Annotated in this window: 19 protein-coding genes; all 19 read right to left on the minus strand. The window is 63.2% G+C overall.

The genetic code is table 11. The features are described from left to right. Positions 1-56 precede the first annotated feature (56 nt). The 19 genes from N687_RS0104930 to rpsU all read right to left on the minus strand — a co-directional run bounded on the left by N687_RS0104930 (position 57) and on the right by rpsU (position 17560). Entirely contained in the window at positions 57-887 is an 831-nt protein-coding gene (locus tag N687_RS0104930) for a thiamine pyrophosphate-dependent enzyme (RefSeq protein WP_051662954.1), read from the minus strand. Next, on the minus strand, positions 872-2560 hold the full coding sequence (locus N687_RS0104935) for a 2-oxoacid:acceptor oxidoreductase family protein (RefSeq protein WP_029420797.1): 1689 nt from the start codon (positions 2558-2560) through the stop codon (positions 872-874). The genes N687_RS0104930 and N687_RS0104935 overlap by 16 nt, the downstream gene beginning before the upstream one ends. 33 nt (positions 2561-2593) lie before the next feature. Further along, the gene (locus N687_RS0104940; protein WP_029420798.1) at positions 2594-3727 is read right to left on the minus strand and encodes an acyl-CoA dehydrogenase family protein; all 1134 of its coding nucleotides are present in this window, start codon (positions 3725-3727) and stop codon (positions 2594-2596) included. Positions 3728-3893: 166 nt separating this feature from the next. Beyond that, on the minus strand, positions 3894-5042 hold the full coding sequence (rpoD, locus tag N687_RS0104945; protein WP_029420799.1) for an RNA polymerase sigma factor RpoD: 1149 nt from the start codon (positions 5040-5042) through the stop codon (positions 3894-3896). Continuing rightward, positions 5039-6886, minus strand: coding sequence for a DNA primase (gene dnaG / locus N687_RS0104950; protein WP_051662955.1), 1848 nt, complete (start codon positions 6884-6886; stop codon positions 5039-5041). The genes rpoD and dnaG overlap by 4 nt, the downstream gene beginning before the upstream one ends. Positions 6887-7238: 352 nt before the next feature. After that, complete coding sequence (locus N687_RS0104955) at positions 7239-8069, minus strand: pyruvate, water dikinase regulatory protein (protein ID WP_035462064.1); 831 nt, start codon at positions 8067-8069, stop codon at positions 7239-7241. Between the two features lie 20 nt (positions 8070-8089). Beyond that, complete coding sequence (locus N687_RS0104960; protein WP_197029206.1) at positions 8090-8737, minus strand: helix-turn-helix transcriptional regulator; 648 nt, start codon at positions 8735-8737, stop codon at positions 8090-8092. Positions 8738-8791: 54 nt separating this feature from the next. Beyond that, the gene (gene recO / locus N687_RS21975; protein WP_051662956.1) at positions 8792-9724 is read right to left on the minus strand and encodes a DNA repair protein RecO; all 933 of its coding nucleotides are present in this window, start codon (positions 9722-9724) and stop codon (positions 8792-8794) included. Positions 9725-9765: 41 nt separating this feature from the next. Continuing rightward, a complete protein-coding gene (locus N687_RS22865; RefSeq protein ID WP_081841158.1) occupies positions 9766-9912 on the minus strand; it encodes a YqzL family protein in 147 nt (48 codons plus the stop codon). A gap of 124 nt (positions 9913-10036) precedes the next feature. Next, positions 10037-10951: a GTPase Era gene (gene era / locus N687_RS0104975; protein WP_029420804.1), complete on the minus strand. Its 915-nt coding sequence runs from the start codon at positions 10949-10951 to the stop codon at positions 10037-10039. A gap of 4 nt (positions 10952-10955) precedes the next feature. After that, on the minus strand, positions 10956-11150 hold the full coding sequence (locus N687_RS21980) for a hypothetical protein (protein ID WP_197029207.1): 195 nt from the start codon (positions 11148-11150) through the stop codon (positions 10956-10958). Then, entirely contained in the window at positions 11144-11482 is a 339-nt protein-coding gene (locus N687_RS20720) for a diacylglycerol kinase family protein (RefSeq protein ID WP_051662958.1), read from the minus strand. Before N687_RS20720 ends, N687_RS21980 begins: the two co-directional genes overlap by 7 nt. A 5-nt stretch (positions 11483-11487) precedes the next feature. Beyond that, a complete protein-coding gene (ybeY, locus tag N687_RS0104985; protein ID WP_029420805.1) occupies positions 11488-11952 on the minus strand; it encodes an rRNA maturation RNase YbeY in 465 nt (154 codons plus the stop codon). Further along, entirely contained in the window at positions 11949-14069 is a 2121-nt protein-coding gene (locus tag N687_RS0104990) for an HD family phosphohydrolase (protein WP_029420806.1), read from the minus strand. Before N687_RS0104990 ends, ybeY begins: the two co-directional genes overlap by 4 nt. 63 nt (positions 14070-14132) lie before the next feature. Beyond that, positions 14133-15104, minus strand: coding sequence for a PhoH family protein (locus tag N687_RS0104995; protein ID WP_231493402.1), 972 nt, complete (start codon positions 15102-15104; stop codon positions 14133-14135). A gap of 15 nt (positions 15105-15119) precedes the next feature. Beyond that, complete coding sequence (gene yqfD, locus N687_RS0105000) at positions 15120-16322, minus strand: sporulation protein YqfD (RefSeq protein ID WP_051662959.1); 1203 nt, start codon at positions 16320-16322, stop codon at positions 15120-15122. Continuing rightward, complete coding sequence (locus tag N687_RS0105005) at positions 16322-16630, minus strand: YabP/YqfC family sporulation protein (RefSeq protein ID WP_029420809.1); 309 nt, start codon at positions 16628-16630, stop codon at positions 16322-16324. The genes yqfD and N687_RS0105005 overlap by 1 nt, the downstream gene beginning before the upstream one ends. Before the next feature lie 284 nt (positions 16631-16914). Then, positions 16915-17355 carry a GatB/YqeY domain-containing protein gene (locus N687_RS0105010; protein WP_029420810.1) on the minus strand — a complete coding sequence of 147 codons (441 nt, stop codon included), beginning with the start codon at positions 17353-17355 and terminating at the stop codon, positions 16915-16917. 25 nt (positions 17356-17380) lie between these two features. Then, positions 17381-17560 (minus strand): 30S ribosomal protein S21, encoded by a 180-nt coding sequence (gene rpsU, locus N687_RS0105015; RefSeq protein WP_029420811.1) that lies wholly within the window; start codon positions 17558-17560, stop codon positions 17381-17383. Positions 17561-17574: the final 14 nt, after the last annotated feature.

Genomic DNA, 17574 nt, shown 5'->3' on the forward strand with positions numbered 1-17574 from the left:
GAGTGTTCGCTCTATTGTACGAGCCTGATCAGAACCGTAGAACGGTGTGACGGGGATCAGGCCAGGGTCCCTCGCAGCCACCTGCGCACGTCGTCGGACGGCGTGGTGTCCGCGGGGCTCGCCTCCAGGCGCGCTGCCGTAGGCCGGTCCCATCGCCACAGGACACCGAGCGGGAACGGATGCGCCTCCAAAAGCTGAACGAACTCGGCGCCCGAACGGGCGGGCGTCTGCTGGTAGAATACTGAGCGCCGGTAGAATGCGTAGTCATTCGTCTTGTTGAACACCACGCACGGGCTGAACACGTTGACCATTGCGAATCCCGGATGGGTGATGGCCTGTTTGAGAAGTTCCACCAGATGTCGGATGTCGCCCGAGAATCCTTGCCCGATGAAGCTGGCTCCCGCCGACCAAGCGAGCCGGAGCGGATGGATGGGCTCGTCCGCGTTGCCGTGCGGACTGGTGGACGACCGGTAGCCGATTGGGCTCGTGGGTGACGTCTGCCCCTTGGTGTTTCCGTACACCCCGTTGTCCATGACGACGTACGTGAGCGGCAGGTTCCGCCGCACCGCGTGCACGAGGTGACCGACGCCGATGCCGTAGCCGTCCCCGTCTCCCCCGGCCGCGACGACGGTGATGTCCGGCCGGGCCGCCGCAATGCCCTGGGCCACCGGAAGCAAACGGCCGTGGGTGGTGTGGATGCCATATCCGCCGAAATAGTGGCTGATCTTGCCGCTGCATCCGATGCCCGACACCAAAACCGCGTCTTCGGGGGCGATCCCCAGTTCTAGCAAGGCCCGCTGAATGGCCTTCAACACCGCGTAGTCTCCGCAACCCGGACACCACGTGGGCCGGTTGCCGTTTTCATACGCCTTCAAATCCAGCGCCATCCCCGAACCCTCCCGTCCAGTGTCTCGCCCGCCGCCTCCATGGCGGCCAAGAACTCCTCGACCGTGTAATGCTCGCCGTCATAGCGTCGAACCGTCCGAAATCCGGCCTCGGGTACCGCGGTGGCCATCAGGTGCGCTAACTGCCCCGTGGCGTTGTACTCGCACACGACGACCTCTCGCGCACCTGCCAGGGCCGCCAGCAGCCCATCCGCGGGCACGGGCCACAGTTGGCGTAACAAAACGCCCTGGTACAGGTCGGGGTGCGCCGCCACGGCAGCGTGAATGAGTTCACCCATCGCCCCTGTCCCCACCAGACACACAGGCGCTGCTGGCGAGCCGATCTGGGTCAACGGGCGGTCGTATTGCACGACATCCACCTTCTCCAGCCGGCGGCGGTGCAGCGTCGGCCGAACGGACCGAAAATCGGGCTCCATCCAGCCGCGCTCGTCATGCTCATCGCCGCTGGCGACATACCCCCCGCCTCTCACGCCCGGAACGGTCCGCCTAGGCGGTCCGCCGTCCTCCGCGGCAAAACGCCTGTACCCATGGACGGCCGCGGGAGGCATCACCGTGCGCCCACGCGACGCCGGTACGCTCATCAGCGCGTCGTTCACCACCTCCCACGGAACGCTGATTCGCCGCAGCGCGAGGTCGAGATCGAGTGCCACCAGCACCGGACACTGAAGGATGTCGGCCAAATTCAAGGCCTCCTGGATCACGGCCAGACAGTCGATCACGCCCGTGGGGGCCAACACGACGCGCGGGAACTCCCCGTGGCCGGCGTAGAGCAGGTGGCGCAGGTCGCTCTGCTCCGTCTTTGTGGGCATGCCGGTCGACGGGCCTCCGCGCTGGTTGTCGACCACCACCAGGGGGACTTCGATGGTGGCGACATACCCCAACCCTTCCGTCATCAGATCCATCCCCGGACCGCTCGTCGCGACAAACGTGCGCATGCCCGCGTAACTCGCGCCGATGGCCATGTGGATGGCTGCGATCTCGTCCTCCACCTGGTAGGCCCTGCCGCCGACCTCCGGCAACCATGCCGCCATATATTCCAGGATCTCGGAGGCCGGTGTGATGGGATACCCACAGTAGATGCGGACGCCCCCGTGAATCGCCCCGAGACACAGCGCATCATTGCCAGACAGGATCACCGTGTCCGGCGCTGCAGACCTTTGAACCATCTGCGGGTGCGTTGCACCTGCGGCTTTTGCGTATCCTCTTTGCAGCGGTTCCAGATTTACGCGTTGCTTGAAGTGAGCGATGGCAGCCGACTCGACGTCGTCCAGGGAGAGACCCAGCTTGCAGGCTACGACGCCGAGCGCCCACAGGTTGAAACCCATGTGATCGAGGGCGTCCCGATTCGTCTTCGGTACCTGCTCGACCGTAGACGAACCGTACAAGCCGGCCGCGTGCCGTACCCGGTTTCGGTACCGCTCCGCCGCTTGGTCATCCCACACCACCGCCACGTCAACCGCATGCAAACGTGCAGGCGCTTCGCCTCCCGTGTCCTCGTCCACGTACGCCTCGAAACTGGTCAGTCCACCCCGAATGATGGTGGAAAAGTCGCGCCAAGTTCGAAACCTGCGGCCCTTCGCGCGCAGTACCTCGGACAGGATGGCCCCAGCCGTCTCGACGCCCTGCCCCGTATAACCGCAGATCGCGATCACCATATTCCATCCCTCCTCACATCCCGTGGCAGGTCCTCAGCACCCCAGATGACGGGCGATCACGAGCCGCTGCACTTCCGATGTTCCCTCGCCGATCTCAATCAATTTCGCGTCTCGCAGGTTTCGCTCTACCGGATAGTCACACATGTAGCCGTTTCCACCCAGAATTTGAATCGCCTGCAGGCAGGTCTGCGTGCACATCTCAGAGGCGAACAGCTTGGCGAATGACGCCTCCAGGGAGAACGGACGGCCTTGGTCGTGCAACCACGCCGCTTTCATCACCGCGTTGCGGGCGATGTCGATGTGCATCGCCATGTCGGCCAGTTTATGCTGAATGGCCTGGAATTTGGAAATGGTCTGACCGAATTGCGTACGCTGTTTGGCATAGGCCAACGCCGTCTCAAAGGCGCTGCGGGCGATGCCGACGGCCAGCGCGGCGATGGCGACCCGCCCGCCGTCGAGGGTGGATAAGAACTGCTTGAATCCGGCATTCAGAGGGCCAAGGAGGTTGTCCCGCGGGATCCGCACGTCCTCCAGGATCAGCTCCACCGTGTTGGACGCCCTCATCCCCATCTTCTCGTACGCACGTCCGATCTGGAATCCCGGCGCATCCGTGGGGACGATGAACGCGCTGATTCCGTGACGCTCCGGATCGGTGACCGCCGTCAACACCACCGTCTTCGCGTATCCCCCGTTGGTGATAAAACACTTGGTGCCGCGAATCACCCATTCGTCTCCATCCAGGCGCGCGGTCGTCCGCGTCCCGCCCGCGTCCGATCCCGCCTGCGGCTCCGTCAATGCGAAGGCGCCGAGTTTTTCCCCGGAGGCCAGCGGGATCAGGTACTGCTGCCTCTGCTCCTCCGTCCCATACAGGTAGATGGGCATGGAGGCCAGTGACACGTGCGCCTCGTAGCTCAAGCCCGTACCGCCGCACGCCCGTCCAATCTCCTCCACTGCGAGACAGTAGCTGACCATGTCTGCGCCGGCACCGCCGTACCGCTCCGGGATCGGCAGCCCCAACAGGCCCAACCGGCCCATCTTATCAAACACCTCTTTGGGAAAATGCGACCTTTGGTCCCACTCGGCAGCATACGGCAGGATCTCCGCTTCGGCGAACTCCCGTACCGTGTCCCGGATCATCCGCTGTTCCTGAGTCCAATCAAAATCCATCCGCCCACTCCCCTCCTGTCTCACTCCCATTATACCGGGAAAGCGCTTGCATAATGGCAATAAAAAACGCCGCATTCGCAGTTGAACGCGGCGACCCGTGGGTGCGGGATTCTGCCGGCCGGCTGCCCGGGCATCTCCCCCGTCGGTGCGGGACATGGTGATTTCTTCATTCGAGGAAATCCTTCAACCGCTTGCTGCGGCTCGGATGGCGCAACTTCCGCAACGCCTTGGCTTCTATCTGGCGGATGCGTTCGCGCGTCACCCCAAACACCTTACCCACCTCTTCCAGCGTGCGAGTGCGCCCGTCGTCCAAGCCAAACCGCAGGCGCAGCACATTCTCCTCCCGCTCGGTGAGCGTGTCGAGGACATCCTCAAGCTGTTCCTTCAATAACTCGTACGCCGCCGCGTCGGCCGGTGCCAACGCGTCGTCGTCCGGGATGAAATCCCCCAGGTGCGAATCGTCCTCCTCGCCGATGGGTGTCTCCAGTGACACCGGCTCCTGCGCGATCTTCTGGATCTCGCGCACCTTCTCGGGGCTCATGTCCATCTCCGCCGCGATCTCCTCCGCGGTCGGCTCCCGCCCCAACTCCTGCAGCAGTTGGCGCGAGACGCGGATCAACTTGTTGATGGTCTCGACCATGTGCACCGGAATGCGGATGGTCCGCGCTTGATCGGCGATCGCTCGGGTGATGGCCTGGCGAATCCACCAGGTTGCGTACGTGCTGAACTTGTATCCCTTGCGGTAGTCGAACTTCTCGACCGCCTTGATGAGGCCCAAATTTCCCTCCTGGATAAGATCGAGAAACAGCATGCCGCGGCCGACATACCGCTTGGCGATGCTCACCACCAGGCGCAGGTTCGCTTCCGCAAGACGCCGCTTCGCTTCCTCGTCTCCCTGCTCAATCCGCTTCGCCAGCTCAATCTCCTCTTGAGCGGAGAGCAGGGGCACCCGGCCGATCTCTTTGAGGTACATCCGCACCGGATCGCTGATCTTCACACCCGGAGGCATCGAAAGATCGTCCAGGTCGATCCGCTCGGGATCTTCTTCTCCTTCCATCGCGGTGTGGTCCGCCTCATCCGCGTCGTCCAAATCCAGTTCGTCGTGCTCGTTGACCACGTCGACGCCGGCCTCCGCCAGTTGGTCGAAGAATTCATCCAGCTGGTCGGGCTCCACGTCGAACGGGGCCAGGCGATTGGCCACCTCAGTGTACGTCAGCGATCCCCGCTTCTTCCCCAACGCCAATAGCGCCGCCTTGACTTCTTGAAGGGTGTGTCCTCGTTGTTCGCGGGCTTCTTCTTTTGTTTCTTTGCTCATCCTTGCCCCGCCTCCTTTAACCCTGTGCCCGATTTCCCTGCCCACTGTGGCAACTTCAAGTCCTGAATCTGCCTCTGCAACGCTTCCATTTTCTCCCGCAGCGCGGCGGCGTCATCCAACCGTCCATCGACCTGCGCCTGAACCGACTCCTGCAACACCCGTTGATACTCCGTTTCGAGTTGGTACAATCGGACCGTGCGCAGATAGTCCTGCAGGATGCGCGCATCCAACAGCGGTGGCTCCTCGATCAACAGCGACGACGTCAGGCGGACGAGCTCCGGTTCATCCAGCTGATCCAAGAGCAATGCGGCGTCCGCTTCCGGGTGCTCCGACCGAAACTGATAGATATGGGCGAGCAGGGCGGTCTGTTCCGGAAGGGGCAGTTCATCCAGCCCCTCCTGCATCAACATTTGGAACCACCGGTATTCCAGCAGCATCGCTTGCAACAACCGGTTCCCGGCCAGGACGTACCCCTTGGGTAACGGAGCCGCCCCGGTAATCCGTTCGAAACGCCTGCGCGGTCGGCGCCGTCCGGGCAGGGTCTTCGCGAGCTGGCTCAACTCCTCCTTCAAGGCGTCCACCGACACCTCAAATTCCCGAGCCAGTTCGCGGATCTCCGCATCCTGTTCAATCGGGGTGGCCCGTTGGGCAAGCACCTCCAGCGCGTCGCGGAGAAACGCCATTTTGCCGCTCATGCTCTCCAAGTTGGCGTTTCTGCGCAGGTCTTGCAGCAGGAACTGAACTTCGGTCCACGCGTTCGCCTGCAGATACCGCTGAAATGCCCGTTCGCCTCGAGCGCGGATGAAGTCGTCCGGGTCCTCACCCTCCGGAAACAAAGCCACCTGAACGGACAAACCGGCCTGTTCCAACACATCCAGGGCTCGTTTGGCCGCCTGGATGCCTGCCGGATCCCCGTCGTATGCGAGGATCACGCGCTCCGCGTACCGCTTCAGCAGCTGGGCGTGCTGTTCGGTCAACGACGTCCCCATGCTCGCCACCGCGTTGGTCACGCCTGCCCGCGACGCGGCGATGACATCCATGTAGCCTTCCATCAAGACGGCGGTGCCCGACTTACGTATCTGCCGCCGGGCGGCATCCAGGTGAAACAATACCTCGCTCTTGCGGAACAACGGCGACTCCGGCGAGTTGAGATACTTCGGCTTTGCATCCGGGGCCAACGCCCGTCCGCCGAAGCCAATCACCTTGCCCTGGAGATTGCGAATGGGCACCATCACCCGATCCCGGAACCGGTCCATCACGCGTCCTCCGACGTCGACCGCCAAACCGGCCTCTACCAGGAGCGACTCCGCAAAGCCGCGCCTCCGCAGAAAGCGGACCAAGGTGTCCGACCCTTTCGGCGCGTATCCCAGGCCGAACTCGACCAAGCTCTGGCGTGGAAACCCTCTCGTTTCCAAATACGTTAGGGCTTGCACACCCGCACTCGTATTCATTAGAATGTAGCTATACAGCTTCGCGGCGAGCTCGTGCGCCTCCTTCATACGGTCGATACGGCTGTGCGGAGTCGCACCGGGCGTCTCGTCGAGCGAAAACGGCGCATCCAGTCCGGCGCGCTCGGCCAGTTTGACGACCGCCTCGGGAAAGGTCAGACCGTCGATGTCCATGACAAAACGGATCACGGTGCCACCGGCCCCGCACCCGAAGCAGTGATACATCTGCCTGTCCGGGGAAACGGAAAAAGAGGGTGTCCGCTCGTTGTGGAATGGACACAATCCGACCCATGAACGTCCTGTGCGTCTCAGTTGGACATACTCCGATACGATTTCCACGATGTCCAACCGGCGGCGGAGTTCCTCCACGAACGCGTCCGGAATCTTCCTCATCATCCCATCCCCTTCTTCCCCCGCCGCACAGGCTGCGGCCCGGTCCGGACTCGGGACGACGGTTCCCGGATATGGTGTTTCATGATGTAAAAGGTATTCTACAACGTGAGCAATTTTCCTCCCTTCGTGCCACGATTTTGTGATCCTGTTCGTCGTGAATCGACATGCCTGAACGCGGCCGCACGAATTCCGGGGCCGCCAGAATCAACCATTAGTATCGACGGACCCCCTTCAAATTATCCTTCTTTTTCCCCTCGATTGAAGTGTATGGTTTTCGCCCACTGGATATGTGAGCCTCCGACCGGAGCGGCCGGAGGCACTGGAGGCCGTCGCGGGACCCTTTGAGACGGACCGGTCAGGGGTGGGAAGGTTTTCTTGCGTTTCGATGCACGTACTCGAGGACAATGGCGGCAGTCTCCTCCACCGCCTTGTCAGAAACGTCTATCACGGGGCACCCAATGCGCCGGATCACGCCGTCGGCGTAATCCAACTCCTGCCGGATGCGCTCCGGGCTCGCATAACTCGCCTGGGGCGTGAGACCCAGGGACTTCAGCCGTTCGACCCGGATGAGGTTGAGCTTGTCCGGCCGGATCGTCAGCCCAATCACCCGACCCGGCGGAAGCATGAACAGCTCCTCGGGCGGTGCCACTTCCGGAACCAACGGCACATTGGCGACGCGCAGACGGCGGTGGGCCAGATACATGCTCAACGGGGTCTTCGACGTCCGGGACACCCCGATGAGGACGATGTCTGCACGCTCGAGTCCGCGCGGATCGCGACCGTCGTCGTACTTCACCGCAAACTCGATGGCCTCCACGCGGCGGAAGTATTCGTCGTCCAACTGGTGGACCAATCCTGGCTTGCGATGCGGCGGCTGTCCTACGACCTGCTCAAACGCGTCGAGCATCGGGCCCATGATGTCCACCGTGCGCACGCCCAGTGCAGCCGCGCGCTGCATCAAATGTTCCCGCAAGTGCGGCAGTACGATGGTGAACGCGATGATCGCGTTCTCCTCTCGGGCGCTGGCTACCGTTTCATCGATCACTTGTGTATCCTGCACGTGCGACACGCGCCGAAGGTCCATGCTGCCGCCGTCAAACTGGCTGGCCGCGGCGCGCACCACGAATTCTCCCGTCTCCCCGACGGAGTCCGACACCACGTATACAACAGGCGTCACGTTCCCCATCCCGCAGCCTCCTTGTTCGCTCAGACCTCTCGGTACTGCCCCAGTTCGACAAACGCGCGTGTGATGGTCGTCTTGGAGACCCGTCCGATGACTTCCATGCCGCCGCCCGCCGCCTCCGCCTTGGCCCGGACCACGGGCAAGGAGTCCACCTCGTGATGAACCATCTTCACCGCCGCCTCGTACAGTGCCTCTTCCGGCTCTACGGTTACCACGTGGGGTACGCGCGTCATCGCCAAATTGACCGGGATCTGGTGGATGTCCCCGCCTCCAATGGCGACTTTGAGTAAGTCTTTGCGCGAGACGATGCCCTGCAACATTTGGTCGCGCACCACGATCAGGCTGCCGACGTCCTCCATGAACATGGTGACGATGGCGTCGTAGACCGAATTCTTCTCCGTGATCACAATCGGTACGGATTTGTAATCCTTCACCTTGAGTTTTCTCAGCGTCTCGCCGAACAGGTCGGCATTCTTCTTTCCGCTGTAGAAATAGCCGACCCTAGGGCGTGCTTCCAGGAAGCCCGCCATGGTTAAGATGGACAAGTCGGGCCGCAACGTGGCCCGGGTGAGATTCAAATGTTCGGCGATCTGCTCCCCCGTGATGGGGCCCAACCGCTTGACGATATCGAGAATTGCCTCTTGGCGCTTGGTCAGTTCGATATGGCTCACCGCCCGCGACGCGCCACGCGCGTCACCCGTATTTATCAACTGAGTATATACCATCTAGGGCGAGTTTTCATCGCGCTCGCAGCGTGCCAGCCGCTCCCCCTCCGCCTCCAGGCTCGAGAGGCCGTCGAGAAATTCACGAGACCTCGGAGACACCCCGGCAAACTCCCGGAGTTGCAACCGGAGGACGTGGTCCAGTGCGCGGCGTGTCGGGGGGCTCAACTGCACGGTCCCCAGCCGGTTCCAGGGCACGTGGGTGAACTGGTGCAGGATGCGCGGCAGAGCGGCAGGAACCGGCAAGATGCCTGGGCTCGGCGGCGCATTGGGCGTCCCGTCCGGCCTAGGCGCTGCCGGCATGTCCCGGCAGCGCGGGCACACCAACCCGCCGTGGAACGGGCTGTATCCGAGTGCCGCCGGTCTGGGTGCCGTACCGCTCACGACCACCCGCCCATCCATGGCTGTTCCGGACGTCGTTGCGTCCGCCACCGCTCCACCATTCGTCCGTGTCCCGAAAGGGGCCCCGCACGCGGCACAGTGCAGCCAGTCGGGCGCGGCCCCGAGCATGTACAGGATCTTGGCCTCCCACATGCGAGCGAGCACTTCCGGATCGTCCCGCCCCTCTTCCAACCGGTCGAGCAGAGCCGAGAACTGGGTGAACAGTGACTCGCTCCCCTGGGGGTAGGTCTCCGAGGCCGACGCGGCTAATTCACAAAAATAGGCGGCATACGCCGCCTTGTCCAGATGTTCCCGTAATCCGCGCCGGGAGCGGGTAATCTCCACCTGCTGCAGATTGCCCATTCCCCGGCCTTGGTACACCGTGTAAATTCCCTGTGCACAAAATTGGATCCCAGCGGCCAGCCGGCTCTGCGGTTTTTTGGCCCCACGCGCCATGGCGCCCAGCGTCCCCGCGGGAGTCAGCAGCGTAACCACCGCATGCGTCTCTCCGTAGGCGACCGTCCGGATCACAATCCCTTCGACATTGTACAGCAACCCTGTTCCTCCACTCCTGGCAGGCTTCCCAGGTGGCCGCGTTACGACTCGGGGCCGTTGGGCTCTAGGTCGTCCTCCTCCACGTCCGGCTGCCGCCGGTCGGCGATCATCTGCTCGTGCTTCTTGTACAGCAGGTACGCGTCGATGTCACCCGTCAACGTGAAGTACCGCCACGAAAAATCCCGCAAACCCAATCATCCCCTCTGCAGAGTTTCATCGCTGCGCGGTAACTCTCCGGGTGCGCCCTCAACGTTAGGGTGCCGCCGCCCTGTACCTCTATACGATGAAACCTGTGGCAAAGGTGTGCGCGCTTCAGGCTTCGTCGAATCCCCAGCGGTGCAGCATGCCAGGCTGGTTCCGCCAATCTTTCTTCACTTTGACCCACAGCTCGAGATACACGCGGGTCCCGAACAGCGCTTCCAGCTCCTGGCGCGCCAACTGACCGATCTGCTTCAACATCGCCCCCCGTTTGCCGATGAGAATCGCCTTTTGGCTCTCGCGCTCCGTGTAGATCACCGCGTGCACGTACAAGACATTCGACTCTTCACGCCGCTCCAACTGCTCGATGTCCACCATGACCGAGTGCGGCACCTCTTCACGGGTCAGATGGAGCACCTTTTCGCGGATGTACTCGGCGATGATGAACCGCTCCGGGTGATCGGTCACCATGTCATCCGGATAGTATTTCGGCCCCTCAGGCAGCTCCGCCACCAACAAGTCCTTCAGTTCATCCAACTGCGTGCCGTCCTTGGCGGACACGGGGATGATATGCCGGAACGGATGGACCGTGCGCAACCGGTCGATGATCTCCAACACCTGTGGTTTCGGCACCAGATCCACCTTGTTGATGACCAGAAGCACCGGCGTGCGGAGCCCTTCGAGGCGTTGGAATACCAGACGGTCCTCCCGGGTGTCCGGACGCTCCGCATCGACCACCAACAGCACCACATCCACCTCGCGCAGGGTCGACACCGCCGCCTCGACCATGTACTTCCCCAGCCGATGCCTGGGTTCGTGAATACCCGGTGTGTCGATGAACACCACCTGCGCCGTGTCCGTCGTCAGCACACCCCGGATACGATTGCGGGTCGTCTGAGGACGGCTCGACATAATCGCGACCTTGTGCCCGACCAACGCGTTGAGTAAACTCGACTTCCCGACGTTTGGGCGGCCGATGAGGGCCGCGAACCCGGATCGAAATGCCTGTTCGCTGCGCGTCTCGTTCACTCGCTCATCCCTCCCCGTCGTCCCAGCCGAGCCTCTTGCGCTGGAGCACGCTCCGCACGGTCAAGAAACACAGCACCGACAAACCCCACAGGCTTTCCACCGCGCCGAGCGGGTGCGCGCTGCTGAACAACCGCCATCGCCAAGGATAGCAGGCAGCGCCGAGATAGATCCCCAGGCCGACCGCCCCCAGGCTCACCATGAGGACGGCGCCCGCCGCCACATCCTTGGCGACACCCGCGAGGACGCGGGCGGCCCCCCTGTCGCCAGATCGGTCACGCGTTCCACGGCGGTATTGACCAGCTCCAGCGCGATCACGGCATGCACCGCAGCCAGTGCGCAGAGCGTCAATGCAGCAGGCGGCCGCACGACGAGACACCACAGGAACAACAAGCCCCCCGCAGCAAAGTGGATTTTCATGTTGCGCTCGGTGATCAGGGCGTGGCAAATTCCATCCAACGCAAACCGGAACGACTCCGCCAGCGGTCTGCGGGGACGCCCCGATCTCCCTTGCTGCGGGCGAGCGACCGGCATCCCCATCACTCCGTTTCCCGCGTCAGCCCAAGTCCGGTCAGGACCCGTTCCTGCCGCTGCATCATGTCCCGCTCGGACGCTTCGTCCGGGTGGTCGTACCCCAGCAGGTGCAAGAACCCGTGTACGAGGAGAAACGCCACCTCGCGCCGCACGCTGTGACCGTACGCCTCGGCCTGGCGAACGGCGGTCGGAACGCTCACCACGACGTCTCCCAAAAGCGGCAGCTCGTCGTCGCCCCCGGGCATCGGTTCCCCTTCTTGAAGGGCGAAAGAGAGCACGTCCGTCGGTCGGTCGACCCCGCGGTACTGGCGATTCAATTCGTGGATCTCTTCATCGCTGACGAACGACACCGACACCTCTCCACGGACCCCCTCCTGGCGGGCGGCGGCCTCCAACACCTGGCGCACCAGGGGTTCGTCCACGCCGGATGGCAGGGGATGCCGGATGTCCACCTCGACGTGCACACTCATTTTGAAACTTCCTTTCGAATTTTATCCGGATCTGGATACTCAATCCGCGCATGATAAATGCCCTTCAAGGTCTTCATGAACGCACCGACCATCGCGTCCAGATCCTGAAGCGTCAGGTCGCACTCGTCCAATTGGCCATCCTGCAGACGATCCCGGATGATCTTGCGGATAACGCCCTCGACCCGGTTCGGGGTCGGCTTGCTCATGCTGCGCACCGCCGCTTCCACCGCGTCACAGATCATCACAATGGCACACTCGCGCGTCTTCGGCTTGGGCCCCGGATAGCGGAAGTCGTCCACCTTCACGCTACCGTTCTTGTCCGCCTCCCGTGCCTTGTTATAAAAGTACCATAATATGGTCGTTCCGTGATGCGTGGCGCAGATGTCCCGGATCGGTTTCGGTAACCCGGCTTTTTCGAGCATCTCCAGCCCGTCCGACACGTGCGACGTGATGATCAGGTGGCTGAGGCTCGGTGCGATCCGGTCGTGCGGGTTGTCCTTCGTCATTTGGTTTTCCACGAAAAACAAGGGGCGCCTCGTCTTGCCGACGTCGTGATAGTATGCGCCAACCCGGCACAGGAGCGGATCGGCGCCCACCAACTCCGCAGCCGCCTCTGCCAGATTGCCGACGATGAGGCTGTGGTGGTACGTCCCCGGCGCCTCCATCAACAGCTTCTTGAGCAGCGGGTTGTTCGGGTTGGACAGCTCCAGCAAGCGGATGGCCGTCAGCAGGCCAAACGCCCCTTCGAAGAAGGGGAGGATGCCGATCGTCAAGACGGCGCTCCCCAGCCCCCCCAGGGCCCCCAATCCAATGTGCAGCCAAGTGGTATGCCAATCCCCACCCGTCTCCGTGTCCGTCAGGCTCATCGCCAGAATGGCGAATACCTGCACCAGCGAGACGAGAAAGCCGGCGCGCATGAACGTCCCCCGGTGGGTGACCTTGTTCACCGTGTACGCTCCAACCAGAGACGACGTGAAACTGACCAGCGTCAGACCGTAGTCGAACCCGAACGCGGCGCCGAACCATAACGACGTAAAGCACGACGTCATCCAGGCGAGGGAGGCGTCGAGCAACACGGTGATCAGCATCGCACCCATGGACATCGGTACCAGGTATGCAATCGACTCCGGCCCGCCGGCGTTGACGATGCCCTTGGCGACACGGATGATGACCGCCATCATGATCAGGATGAGCGACAAAATCAAAAGCGACAGGTTGTCCAGGCGCCGGCGCATCCCCCGCCGCTCGATGTAGCTGGCCAAAAGGCCGCCGAGGATCAACATGAACAGCGCGAATCCGGCCAACACCCCGTAGTTCGGATGGCTTCGGTACAAGCCCACGTCCTTCAACTGGCTGAGGACGGTGTCGGTGATCTCCTGGTCCTTGTTGACAATCACCTGGCCCTTGTGGATGTACTTCTCGGGAACGGCCTTCGCCGCCGCCTGCCGTGCCGCTTCGGTGGCCGCCTGATCATACACCATGTTCGGCTTGAGGAGGCTGACCACGACATTCTGGACAATCAGCCGCGAAACCCGGTCGAGGTCGTAGTTGAGCATCTGCCGGTCCACCAACAGGGCAGCCTGCTTCGCCGCCTCCTCAGTGAACGGTTGATCCAACAGGTCGTGGACGATGCGGTCCGCGACGCTCTGCAGAATGGTGATCTGCCGGCTGTCGAGGCCCACGAGCGCCTGAAGCGTCGACTGGGACACCTGTTGGGGCGCGATGGCCGCCAACGACTCAATCCGTTCCGCCTGCGTGAGCTGCTTGTCCGATACCACCTTGATGGCCGCGCCGAACAGCGCATCCACCTGCTGCAGCACCTGTTGTTCGACCGCCGGATCCTGCACGTACTGGTTCGGCACCTGAGCCATCGCAGCCTTCCGTGCATCTTCCGTCGCCTTGGTGTCCACCGCCGTGATGGGCGCCCGGATGTTGACCGGGCTGATCTGCCCCGCCTGGAAATCGTAGCGCGGAGGCAAGACCGTCCCCACCAACACCAGATACAGCACCGCCAGCGCCCCGATGTACAACACCAGGCGGATGCGCCGGTTGTCGCGGAAACCGGGGTCGTCGAGCCATTGGCGGATGGCCAAGCTCCAGGTTGACCACAAGTTCATATCCCTTATCCCCTTGTGTGCGCGTCCGCGCAGGAATGGTGCGCGGACAGCGCCACGCCCGGATCAGCGCTGCGCGTTCGCCGAGGACTCGTAGGCCTCGATGATGCGCTGAACCAGGTGATGCCGGACGACGTCGTCACCGCTGAAGTGGCAGAAGGCGATCCCGTCGATGCCCCGCAGAATGCGCTCCGCCTGTACCAAGCCGGACGGCCGGCCGGGCGGCAGATCGATTTGTGTCACGTCGCCCGTGATCACCATTTTCGACCCAAACCCCAGGCGTGTCAAAAACATCTTCATTTGCTCGGCCGTCGTGTTCTGGGCTTCGTCCAGGATGACGAACGAGTCGTCGAGCGTGCGCCCGCGCATGTACGCGAGCGGGGCGATCTCGATGCTGCCCCGCTCGAGCGCACGCTGCACCTGCTCCGGGCCGTACACGTCGTACAGGGCGTCGTAGATCGGCCGCAGGTAGGGATCCACCTTTTCCTGCAAGTCACCCGGGAGAAAGCCCAAGTTCTCCCCCGCCTCGACCGCGGGGCGGGTCAACACGATCCGCTTGACGTCGCCCCGCTTGAGGGCCGCCACCGCCATCGCCACCGCGAGATACGTCTTCCCAGTCCCGGCCGGTCCGATGCCGAACACGATGTCTTGGCGCCGGATGGCCTCGACGTAACGTCGCTGGCCCAAGGTCTTGATGCGCACCGGCTTCCCTTTGAAGGTGGTCGCCACCTCCGCCGTGTACAGCGGGACCAACTCGGCGATCTCGCCGCGCTTGGCGAGATCGACCGCGTGCCGGTAGTCGCCCTCCGAGAGATGGACACCCAGTTGGGACAGTTGCGTCACCGCCTTCATGAGCGCGACGATGGTGTCGACTTCCGCGGCGTCACCCGCAAAGGATACCTCGGTCCCCCGCATCGTCACCTTGGCCGCAAACGCCTCGTCGAGGAGCCGCAGCAGTGCGTCGTGCGGCCCCAGAACGGAGACCGCTTCGTCGTTGTTGGCAAACGCCCATTTGCGGACGATGATGTCCTGCCCCAACCAGCTACCACTCCTTCACGCCCGCACCCCGTTACGTTCCGCTGGGGTCTTGGGAATGGGGGCGGGGACGCCGATGTCTTCTTCGGTTCGTGTCAAAACCGTCGCGTATAGCTTACCATGTGCCACTTGGGACTGTAAAACCGTCTGTCCCAACACCGCCCCTGCCCCCATCTGGCGGCGCACATCCTGAGCGGCCAGTTCCAGCGCCCGGGCGCGCGCCGCCTGCTCGCTGAGCGCCACCTGGGAGGCCGTCGCCTCGTACAGCGTGACCTTGCGCCACTGCACCGGCAACCGCCAGGGGCCGACATGCCAATCGGTTTCTTCGTCCCGTTCATAGCTGGCGGCGAACGCGGGCTCCCGCCAGCCCCATGCCCGGATGGCCCAGCCGCCGAAGACAAGGTAGCCCCGCTCCGCCTTTTCTCCGGTCAGCCCTTCGACTCGAAGGGTCAGGGGGACCTCCACGCGCGACGTGTACCAGACCTCAGCCAACACTTTGCCGTCCGCCGGTACCTGAGCCGCGCCGCCGCCCAAGGTGCCGGAGACCAGTACCTGACCTGGGCGAACCACCTGACCGGGGCGAACCAGCGCCTGCCCGCGCGTCGCAAACACCTTTTGAATGACGGCGGGCTTTCCTGCGACCAGGTTTCGAGGCGCCGAGGGCCCCGATTCGGGGCCCGGGACCCGTTCCACGGCCTCCAGCCGTGCTTTGCTCCCTTCCACCTGAACGCCGACCCACACCATGGACGGGGCGCGACGAAGAATTTCCGCTTGGAGCGTCTGGGTGTCTGGCAACGCCCTCCGGAAAGCCCCGGGCCTCAGGCCGCTGTCCCGGGCCGCTTGCAGCAGCGTCATCCGCCCCTCGTCGCTGATCTGTCCCCCCACGTCCACTTGCCACACCACGGACCCGAGTCCGTAGATCACCAGTATGAACAGGACCGCGCCCGCCAAGAAGAAGGGCCTCCGCCTGGCACGACGAGCCTTGAACGCCAGGCCCCTGCGCTTCAGGATCCGAAAACGCACTCGGTGGCGCCGGCACAGCGTGTAAAGCGTTCCGAACTGTCCCAGGGAGACGTTCAGGGTACAGCGGTTGCTACGGACGCGGATTCTGCGCAACCGCACCCCTTGCCGGGCGCACAGACCCAACACGGTAGAGATGGCCTCACCGCGCAATTCCAGGTCCAGCGATCCGCCAAGTCCGAGGACTCCCCGGGCGGCCATCATCGTTTTCCTCCTTGATGCGGCGGCTGCGGGCGGCGATAGGTGATCCGGTCCACACGTCCCAACACGTGGACTTCTCCGCTCGCGACCAACTGGACCGTGAACGCATCCCCTTCCAGCAGCACAGTCGTCTCCCCAAGGTCAATCTCCACTTCTTTTTCACCGACGCGCAGCAGCGATACCGCTTGTTCGACGACCACCTCTTGGCCGCCGACGCACGTCAGGCGGGCGACGCGCTGCAGAGCATCCTGGGGCAGCGCCAACAGGTCCGTGACGGTCCGTTGAATCCTGCGCTTCCAACCGTGCATCCCCGTCCCCTCCTCCCGGCCGATGTGCGATTGTCCCTCTCTCATGGGTATGACAAGCTCAGGCGGACTAGCACAGGGACCGCAGTCGAACGCGGCGTGCAGACCGGGGTGCGGCCCCGGCCGAAAGCGAGGGGTCGCGAGGGGGCCACCAAGACGGGGATCGCGGAAAGGCCGTCCGAAGGCGCAAAAAACCGCCGGTTCATCCGCCCTGGACGGGCCCGGATGAAACGGCGGTTTGTACACATGCTCTTGAACTGAACGCCCTAACCCGGGGACAGTGGTGGCTACAACAGGGACTGCACCACCTGCTGAACCTGGCGTCCGTCCGCGCGCCCGCGGACCTTCGGCATCAGGGCCGACATGACCTTGCCCATGTCCGACTTTCCCTTCGCGCCGACCTCAGCGATCACTTCCGCCGCCAAGCGGCGCAGGTCCTCCTCGGTCAACGGCTCGGGCAGGTAACTCGTCAATATCTCGATCTCCTGGCGCGCCTCTTCGGCTAAATCGGTTCGTCCGGCACTCTCGAACGCCTGGAGGGAGTCTCGGCGCTGTTTGAGTTCCTTTTGAATCACGGCGAGGATGCCCGCGTCGTCCAGGGGCGCACCCGTTTCGATCTCGCGGTTCTTCATGGCCGACCGCACCATGCGGATGACGGACAGGCGCACCTTGTCCTTGGCTTTCATCGCTTGCTTCATGTCCTCAGACAGGCGCTCCGAAAGACTCATGCGAACGGCCTCCTGCTCGTTTGACTCAGTACGCGCGCCGCTTCTTGCGCGCCGCCTCTGCCTTCTTCTTGCGCGCCACGCTCGGCTTCTCGTAGTGGGACCGTTTGCGGATCTCCGCCAACACCCCGTCCTTCGCCGTCGCTTTCTTGAAGCGCCGAAGTGCACTGTCCAGAGATTCGTTTTTGCGAACTTTGATTCCGGACATCGATCTCCCTCCCT

The sequence above is a fragment of the Alicyclobacillus macrosporangiidus CPP55 genome (genome assembly GCF_000702485.1).
Classification (GTDB): domain Bacteria; phylum Bacillota; class Bacilli; order Alicyclobacillales; family Alicyclobacillaceae; genus Alicyclobacillus_H; species Alicyclobacillus_H macrosporangiidus_B.

Excerpts from the sequence above, each read along its gene's own strand:
- yqfD (WP_051662959.1), bottom strand. The coding sequence starts at position 16,322 with ATGGCCGCCCGGGGAGTCCTCGGACTTGGCGGATCGCTGGACCTGGAA.
- N687_RS0104940 (WP_029420798.1), bottom strand. The coding sequence starts at position 3,727 with ATGGATTTTGATTGGACTCAGGAACAGCGGATGATCCGGGACACGGTA.
- N687_RS21980 (WP_197029207.1), bottom strand. The coding sequence starts at position 11,150 with ATGGTGAGCCTGGGGGCGGTCGGCCTGGGGATCTATCTCGGCGCTGCC.
- rpoD (WP_029420799.1), bottom strand. The coding sequence starts at position 5,042 with ATGAGCAAAGAAACAAAAGAAGAAGCCCGCGAACAACGAGGACACACC.
- N687_RS0104930 (WP_051662954.1), bottom strand. The coding sequence starts at position 887 with ATGGCGCTGGATTTGAAGGCGTATGAAAACGGCAACCGGCCCACGTGG.
- ybeY (WP_029420805.1), bottom strand. The coding sequence starts at position 11,952 with ATGAGTGTGCACGTCGAGGTGGACATCCGGCATCCCCTGCCATCCGGC.
- N687_RS0104935 (WP_029420797.1), bottom strand. The coding sequence starts at position 2,560 with ATGGTGATCGCGATCTGCGGTTATACGGGGCAGGGCGTCGAGACGGCT.
- N687_RS0104955 (WP_035462064.1), bottom strand. The coding sequence starts at position 8,069 with ATGGGGAACGTGACGCCTGTTGTATACGTGGTGTCGGACTCCGTCGGG.
- N687_RS0105010 (WP_029420810.1), bottom strand. The coding sequence starts at position 17,355 with ATGAGTCTTTCGGAGCGCCTGTCTGAGGACATGAAGCAAGCGATGAAA.
- dnaG (WP_051662955.1), bottom strand. The coding sequence starts at position 6,886 with ATGATGAGGAAGATTCCGGACGCGTTCGTGGAGGAACTCCGCCGCCGG.
- N687_RS0104990 (WP_029420806.1), bottom strand. The coding sequence starts at position 14,069 with ATGAACTTGTGGTCAACCTGGAGCTTGGCCATCCGCCAATGGCTCGAC.
- N687_RS0105005 (WP_029420809.1), bottom strand. The coding sequence starts at position 16,630 with ATGCACGGTTGGAAGCGCAGGATTCAACGGACCGTCACGGACCTGTTG.
- rpsU (WP_029420811.1), bottom strand. The coding sequence starts at position 17,560 with ATGTCCGGAATCAAAGTTCGCAAAAACGAATCTCTGGACAGTGCACTT.
- N687_RS20720 (WP_051662958.1), bottom strand. The coding sequence starts at position 11,482 with ATGCCGGTCGCTCGCCCGCAGCAAGGGAGATCGGGGCGTCCCCGCAGA.